This window comes from Streptomyces sp. x-80 (assembly GCF_046549095.1).
In the GTDB taxonomy this organism is placed as follows: domain Bacteria; phylum Actinomycetota; class Actinomycetes; order Streptomycetales; family Streptomycetaceae; genus Streptomyces; species Streptomyces celluloflavus.
Window position 1 is genome coordinate 23,184 of record NZ_JAJPWM010000044.1, and the last position, 6,925, is coordinate 30,108.

Genomic DNA, 6,925 nt, shown 5'->3' on the forward strand with positions numbered 1-6,925 from the left:
GCGCGAAAGGAGCCCACCCATGCCCTCCGAGGAAGAGCTGTTCGCGAACATCGACGCGTTGCTGGGGGAGGAGCCGCAGCTTCCGCCCCCGGCGGAGCGCGCCCGGCTGCGTGAGGCCGCCGGCATCACCCAGGCCCGCCTCGCGCAGGCCCTGAAGTCGACCGTGCAGACGGTGAAGAACTACGAGAACGGCCGCTCCGAGCCGAAGTCACCGCGCCTGGAGGCATACCAGCGGCTGCTGAACGGATGGGCCGCGAAGTACCCCGCCCACAGAGCTTCCACCGCCCCGGCCCCGGCGGCTGCGCCGCAGCCCGCTCCGGCGCCGCAGACGGCCACCGGCCCGGCCGCGCCCGAGGCCACCGAGGCGCAGACCACTGAGGCGCAGACCACCGCCCCGGCCCCGGCCGTCCAGGCCACGCCCGAGCGTTCCGCCCGTCCGGCGGCGACGTCGCGCCGCCCGGCGAAGAAGCCTGCGAAGCCCGCGACCGATCCGCGGTTCCCGCACGGCCCGCTCGCCGTGCTGGACGGCGACGGCTCCGCATACGGCGTCGACGGCACCGTGCTGGACTGCCCGGCCACCACCGTGCCCCAACTGGTGGAGTGGACCCTCAAGGAGTCCGGCCTCGGTGCCGCGAAGCTCAACCGGTACGGCAAGGACAGCGACCCGCTGATCGTGCTCACCGCGGCCGCCGCGGTGAACCTCGGGCTGCCGGAGCGCCTGGAGGGTCACGAGCAGCGCCGTTCGCTGCGCCTGCCCGAGGACCACCCGGTGGTCAAGCAGGTGGCGAAGGCGAAGTGGCAGCTGACGCAGCGCGGGTTCGGACCGTGGGCGCGGATCTACCGCAAGGCGCAGGGCCGCGAGCGGCAGTGCGTGCAGCTGGCGATCCTGTCCTGGGACGCCCTCGACGAGCGGTCCTGGCCCGGCGTCTGTGCGATGGAGCCGGCCGACGTCGCCCGCGTCCTGGGGGTGTACGCCCAGCGGGTCGTCACCCCGCGCGGCTCCACCGCCGTCTCGGGCCTGGAGCTGATGACGGCACTGCGCCCGCCGACGAAGGCCGTGCAGGACCCGCAGACCGGGAACTGGGTGTCCGGCCACAACGCCGGCAGCCTCGGCACGGAGCCGATGGACCCGGCACCGCCGGAGGCCACCCCGGAGCACCCCGTCGTCGTGAACTCCGGCTGGAGCGGCGGGTTCCTCAACGAAGAGGCGTACCAGTGGGTGCGGCCGGTGGAGACGCTGTCCGATGAGGAGTGCATGCTGCCCTTCGCGGTCGGCCTGGACCTCAACACGGCGTTCCTCGCGGCCGCGGCCCGCCTGGTCGTCGGCCTGAGCGCGCCCGACCATTTCCACACCCCGAAGTTCAACCCGAAGATCCCCGGGAGCTGGCTGGCCGACCTCAGCCACATCGAGCCGGACCCGCGCCTGCCCAGCCCGTTCACCCCGGACGGCACCCGGCCGACCGGCCCGGCCTGGTACCAGACGCACACCCTCGCCTACGCCCAGGAACTCGGCTACGACGTCCACCCGATCGAGGCGTACCTGCGCCGCGAGACCGGCGCCTACCTCGACCCGTGGCACGACCGGCTCAAGACGGCGTACGTCGACACCCTCGCCGACCTCGGCGTCACCAAGGACCTGGACGGCCGGGCCTTCCTCACCGCGATGGAACAGCACAAGCAGCAGGACCCGGCCCTGGCCGCCGTCCTGTCCGCGATCAAGGCCACCGTCAAGGGCGGCATCGGCAAACTCCGCGAGCGCCCCCAGGGCAGGCACTACAAGGAGGGCGAGACGTGGCCGGCCCTCCAGCGGCCGACGTGGCGCCCCGACATCCGGGCCGCCGTCATCAGCAAGGCCCGGGTCAACATGCACCGCAAGCTCAACAACATGGCGAAGATGACGGGCCGGTACCCGCTCGCCGTGCTCTCCGACTGCGTCGTCTACCCCTCGCCGGGCCCCAGCCCGCTCGACTTCCTCCCATACGCCGCATCCGGCAAACCGCAGCCCGGCGGGTTCCGCCTCGGACCCACACCCGGCCTGGCGAAGCCGGAGGGTGTCCAGTCGATGCTGTGGGCGGTTGACCTGATGGAGCAGGGCCTCAACCCGGCCCGCCACATCAAGGGCGGAGACGCCGTCCTCGACGAGGGTGAGTAGGCCGTGACCGACACCGACACCGGCACCGGCACGCCCGCACCGGAGAAAACACTCAAGGAGCTGCACCCGATGAACACCACCGACCCCACAGCCTCCCCGCGGTGGCCCGTCCCCTCCGCCCCACCCGTCCACGAGCCGGCCTTGTTCGCGCAGGCCATGCGCGACATGCGCCTGACCTGGCGCGCCCGCGGCGTCCTGGCCGAACTCGCCACCGGCTACCACTCCGGGCAGGAGCCGACGGTCAGCGAGCTGACCTACCTCACCCGTGACGAGCGCCTGGCCGCCGAGGGCCGCGAGGCATTCCGCAAAGCGGTCGGCGAGCTGCGCAGTCTCGGCTACCTCACGCCCGACGCCACCACGGCCACGGGCGTGGGCGAGCGCCTCGTCGTCGACCTCGCCCCCGCCGCTGACGCCCACCTGATCCGCCACCTGTACGGCCACGGCGCGCACCCGGACGGGAGCTGACCGATGGGGGAGATCGAGGACGCCATCGAGCGCGCTGACCAGGAGTCGTTCACCCGGGAGCCGCCCAAGACCCTCAAAGGCCAGATCACCTACCTGATGAAGCAGCTCAAGACAACCAAGGCGGTCGCCCGGGAACTCGGGGTCAGCCAGCGGTCGGTGGAGCGCTACCTCAAGGGCGAGCGCAAGCACCCGCCCAAGGACATCGCCGACCGCATCAACTCGTCCGTGCGGTCCCGCTGGCAGCCGCAAGTCCGCAAACGCCGACGGAAGCAGGCCACCGCCACCGGCGGGATCACGGTGGAGACCCGGGCCCGGTTCGGCTACACCGCCCCGGTGGGCACGACCGACGACGGCCGGTTCCGGCGACTCACCGTGCACCTCCCCCCGGCATACGCGCAGCGCCTGTTCGACGCCCGCGAAACCGGCGCCGGCGACCAGGAGATGCGCGGAATCATCGCCGAAGGATTTAAAGAAGTGTATTTCCAGGACGGCGGCGGCCGTGCTATAGGACTGTCGGACGTGGCAATCAACGACATTGATTACCTGGACCTGGATTACTGAAGAGGAGAGAACGTACGACGACCGAATTCCCGGCCATCGACCGCGACGAGAGCCCGCTCCTCGATGCCGACCATGACCCGGTCCGCATCGCCGACGCGTCGTCGGGCAGCCCCCACATCCTCGCCGCCGCCGAACTCGGCGACGACACCAGCCACTTCACCACCGTGGCCGGCATCAACCGCACCCTCGCCCTGCGGGACGCGGAGCCGGACCGACGACGCTCCCCTGCCCGAGACGGTACTCATCGAGGGCTGAACTCGCCCCGGCCGCCGCGTAGTTCGGCAGGGGGAGCGGCCCAAGATCCCAGGGCCTACACACACACCAGTGCGATGTCGCGGCTCAGAACCCCCGGGCATCGCACTCAAGTGCGGGTAAGGACATCCGTGACCGGATCACAGCCCGGAACACCGACCCGAAGCCCTGCATCCGGACGAAGACCGCCCACGAGATCCTTGAACGCCTCGCCTCATATCTGAACAGAATTCCTGACTCAGGAGACCAGGGCGGCCTCCGACCAGACCTGCGACCAGACCTGGTCCAGGGCGTCGACGAATCCGCGAACGTCGTCGGCGGTGTGCACGGCTCCGGGGGCGACCCGCAGGATCTCCTCACCGACCCGCACGCTCGGCGCGTTGATCGCCTGCACGTAGATCCCGTGCCGGTCGAGCAGCAGCGCGGACATCCGCTTGCACGCGTCCTCGTCCCGCACCAGGACGGACACGATGTGCGTCTGGTCCGAGATGAAGGGGATGCCGCGCTCGTTGAGCAGCCGATGCATCAGCTGCGCGTTCGACCACAGTTGGCCCCGCTCGGCCCCGGAGGACCGCAGATGCCGTACGGCGGCCAGGGCGCCGGCGGCCACGGAGGGCGGCAGCGCGGTGGTGAAGATGAAGGAGCGGGAGAACATGCGCACCGCCTCGATGACCTCGGCGGGGCCGGCGATGTAGCCGCCGGTGGTGCCGAAGCCCTTGGCCAGGGTGCCCATGACGACGGTGAAGTCGTCGGCGATGCCCTCCCGGGCCGCGATACCGGCGCCCTCCGGGCCGTACATGCCCACTGCGTGCACCTCGTCGAGGTACGTCATCGCCCCGTAGCGCTTGGCGATGTCGGCGATCTCGGGCAGCGGCGCGATATCGCCGTTCATCGAGTACACGGACTCGGTCACGATGAGCTTGGGGACGTCCGGGTCGGCCGCCGCCACCAGCTCTTCCAGGTGGGCGAAGTCGTTGTGACGGAAGATCTGCTTCCGGGCGCGGCTGTGGCGCAGACCGTCGATGACGGACGCGTGGTTGAGGGCATCGGAGAAGACGACACATCCCTCCATGCGGCCGGCGATGACGGACAGCGCACCGTCGTTGGCGGTGTAGCCGGAGGTGAACAGCAGGGCGTCGTCCTTGCCGTGTAATTCGGCGAGCTCCCGCTCCAGCAGCACGTGGTAGTGGTTGGTGCCACCGATGTTGCGCGAGCCGCCGGCGCCGGCCCCGTACTTGTCGACCGCCTCCTTCATGGCTTCGAGCACCGCGGGATGCTGACCCATGCCGAGGTAGTCGTTGCTGCACCAGACGCTGATGCTGTCCGGCCCGGCCCTGTGCCCGCCGGTGCGCACGCTGGCCGCGGGAAAGTTCCCGGCGAGCCGTCCGATCTCAAGGAAATCCCTCTTTCCCCCGTCGGAATTCTCGATGAGGCGCGCAAAGAGGTCCATATACTGGATCGTCACGTCTACTCGCTTCGTTCAGGCTTCCTGAGGCCACATGCAAATGCAGGCGACTGTGAATACGCGACTAACCCGCACACCTGCGGCTGGCTTCTGCTCGCCCCGGAACGAACGCGGCACTGGTGAAATCGCGCGGGGAATCACATGGCGTCGCCGTCCTCAGTTCAGAGGAAGGGCATGGAAGTAACGTCTGCATATCGTCGATCGCGGTTGGCACCCAACTTACCCAAGGCCAACAGGTATTGAAGTCACCAAAGCGCGAACTTTAGTAGTTTTCCCAATGATTTGACGGGCACTCGGAATCTGTTGCCAAGCCCTCACGGTCATGTGATCCTGCACCAACCGGCAAACCGGCCTGCAAAGTGGAGTGCCGATGTCTTCGAACGAGAATTACGCCCGTCGGATCCTTGAGGCGTTGGCGTCCGTTCCCGACCGAATCGCCCTGCAGCGGGAGGACGAGAAGATCACCGCGGGCCAGCTCTCCCGGGCGGTTCTCACGGCGGCCGACGTCCTGCGCCGGCACTTCACGGAACATCACCGGTCCCCGGGCGCGGCGGACAAAAACCCGGTGGTGGCGGTGCTGACCGTCACCAACAGCCCGGCGACCGTCATCCTGCGCTACGCGGCCAACCTCGCCGGCGCCACCATGGTCCACCTGCACTCCACGAACGCGGTGGACCCCACCGACCAACTGGCCGCCGCCGCCCGCCAGGAGATCCTCAGCAGGACCGGAGCGACCTTCCTCGCCGTCGACAAGGAGAACGCCGACACGGCCCGCGAACTGTGCGGCCGGCTGCCCGAACCACCGCGTCTCGCCGCACTCGACGCCCTCGGCCCCGACGTGCTGGACCTCTCGGCGGGCAACCCGGACGCCTTCGTCCTCGACGAGACCGAGGCCGACCCCGACCAGCCGGCCGTGGTGCTCTGCACCAGCGGCACCGGCGGCAGCCCCAAGGCCGTCGCGATGCCCTACCGCGTCCGCAGCCTCCACCTCCAGGTGAACCTGGGCCTCCAGTCCCCGGAACCCCTCGTCTACCTGTCGACCCTGCCCGTGAGCAACTCCAGCGGCTCCGTCGTCGACGTCACCCTCGCCTCGGGCGGAACGGTCATCCTGCACGACGGATTCGAGGCGGGCGAAGTACTGCGGGCCGTGGACCGGCACCGCGTCTCCACCCTTGCACTCACCCCGCCGCAGCTGTACATGCTGATCGACCACCCCGACACCGCCACCACCGACCGGTCGAGCATCAGGACCCTCACCTACGTCGGCTCTCCCGCGGCCCCCGCCCGGCTCGCCGAGGCGGTCGAAATGTTCGGACCGGTGCTGCTCCAGCTCTACGGGACCACGGAGGCCAGCCCCATCAGCATCCTGACCCCGCAGGACCACCTCGACCCGGAGCTGCGCCGGACCGTCGGCCGTCCGGCCACGGAGGTACGCATCCGCGACCTGGACGACGGCCATGACCTCCCGCCCGGCGAGATCGGCGAGGTATGCGTACGGAGCCCCTCCACCATGCTCGGCTACTGGGGCGAACCGGAGCTGACCGCCGAGACCGTCCGCGACGGCTGGGTGCACACCGGCGACCTCGGTTCCCTCGACGAGAAGGGCTTCCTGCGCCTGCACGGCCGCACGGGCGAAGTGATGAAGACCAACGGCATCAAGGTCCACCCCACCGACGTGGAGAACGCGCTGCTGACCCACCCGGAGATCGCCCAGGCCGCGGTGTACTGCGTGGTCGACGACGATCGCGTGGAGCACATCCACGCCGCCGTCGTGGCACGGCCGGGCGGCACCGCCGACGCCGACGCGCTGATCGGCCACGTCGCCGCCGAGCTGACCCCGAAGCACGTACCGGCCGTGGTGACCTTCCACGACACGCTGCCCCTCACCGGTACCGGCAAGCCCGACAAGCGGACGCTGGCCGCACAGCACAGCGGTGCGGCATGACACTGACAGCCGCGTCCGTACTGGCGGAGTCCGCCGAGCGGCGCCCCGACCACCCCGCGCTCGTCCACGGCTCCGAACGGATCAC

Annotated in this window: 6 protein-coding genes; 4 read left to right on the forward strand and 2 right to left on the reverse strand. The window is 69.9% G+C overall.

The features are described from left to right. Nucleotides 1–19 precede the first annotated feature (19 nt). From tap to tpg, 3 genes are read left to right on the forward strand one after another with little or no spacing between them, the layout of a single operon-like run. Nucleotides 20–2,152 (forward strand): telomere-associated protein Tap, encoded by a 2,133-nt coding sequence (gene tap / locus ACLJWH_RS40880; RefSeq protein WP_411146895.1) that lies wholly within the window; start codon nucleotides 20–22, stop codon nucleotides 2,150–2,152. Nucleotides 2,153–2,155: 3 nt separating this feature from the next. Further along, nucleotides 2,156–2,617 carry a hypothetical protein gene (locus ACLJWH_RS40885; RefSeq protein WP_411146896.1) on the forward strand — a complete coding sequence of 154 codons (462 nt, stop codon included), beginning with the start codon at nucleotides 2,156–2,158 and terminating at the stop codon, nucleotides 2,615–2,617. A gap of 3 nt (nucleotides 2,618–2,620) precedes the next feature. Then, nucleotides 2,621–3,178 carry a telomere-protecting terminal protein Tpg gene (gene tpg, locus ACLJWH_RS40890; RefSeq protein ID WP_052855313.1) on the forward strand — a complete coding sequence of 186 codons (558 nt, stop codon included), beginning with the start codon at nucleotides 2,621–2,623 and terminating at the stop codon, nucleotides 3,176–3,178. Here the strand turns inward: tpg and ACLJWH_RS40895 are convergent. Next, the gene (locus ACLJWH_RS40895; RefSeq protein WP_411146897.1) at nucleotides 3,172–3,333 is read right to left on the reverse strand and encodes a hypothetical protein; all 162 of its coding nucleotides are present in this window, start codon (nucleotides 3,331–3,333) and stop codon (nucleotides 3,172–3,174) included. The two genes, tpg and ACLJWH_RS40895, sit on opposite strands and share 7 nt — an antisense overlap. A 335-nt stretch (nucleotides 3,334–3,668) precedes the next feature. Beyond that, entirely contained in the window at nucleotides 3,669–4,880 is a 1,212-nt protein-coding gene (hemA, locus tag ACLJWH_RS40900) for a 5-aminolevulinate synthase (protein WP_411146898.1), read from the reverse strand. A gap of 385 nt (nucleotides 4,881–5,265) precedes the next feature. Here hemA and ACLJWH_RS40905 point away from each other — a divergent pair, with 385 nt between their 5' ends. Continuing rightward, a complete protein-coding gene (locus ACLJWH_RS40905; protein ID WP_411146899.1) occupies nucleotides 5,266–6,840 on the forward strand; it encodes a class I adenylate-forming enzyme family protein in 1,575 nt (524 codons plus the stop codon). The last annotated feature ends 85 nt before the right edge of the window (nucleotides 6,841–6,925 follow it).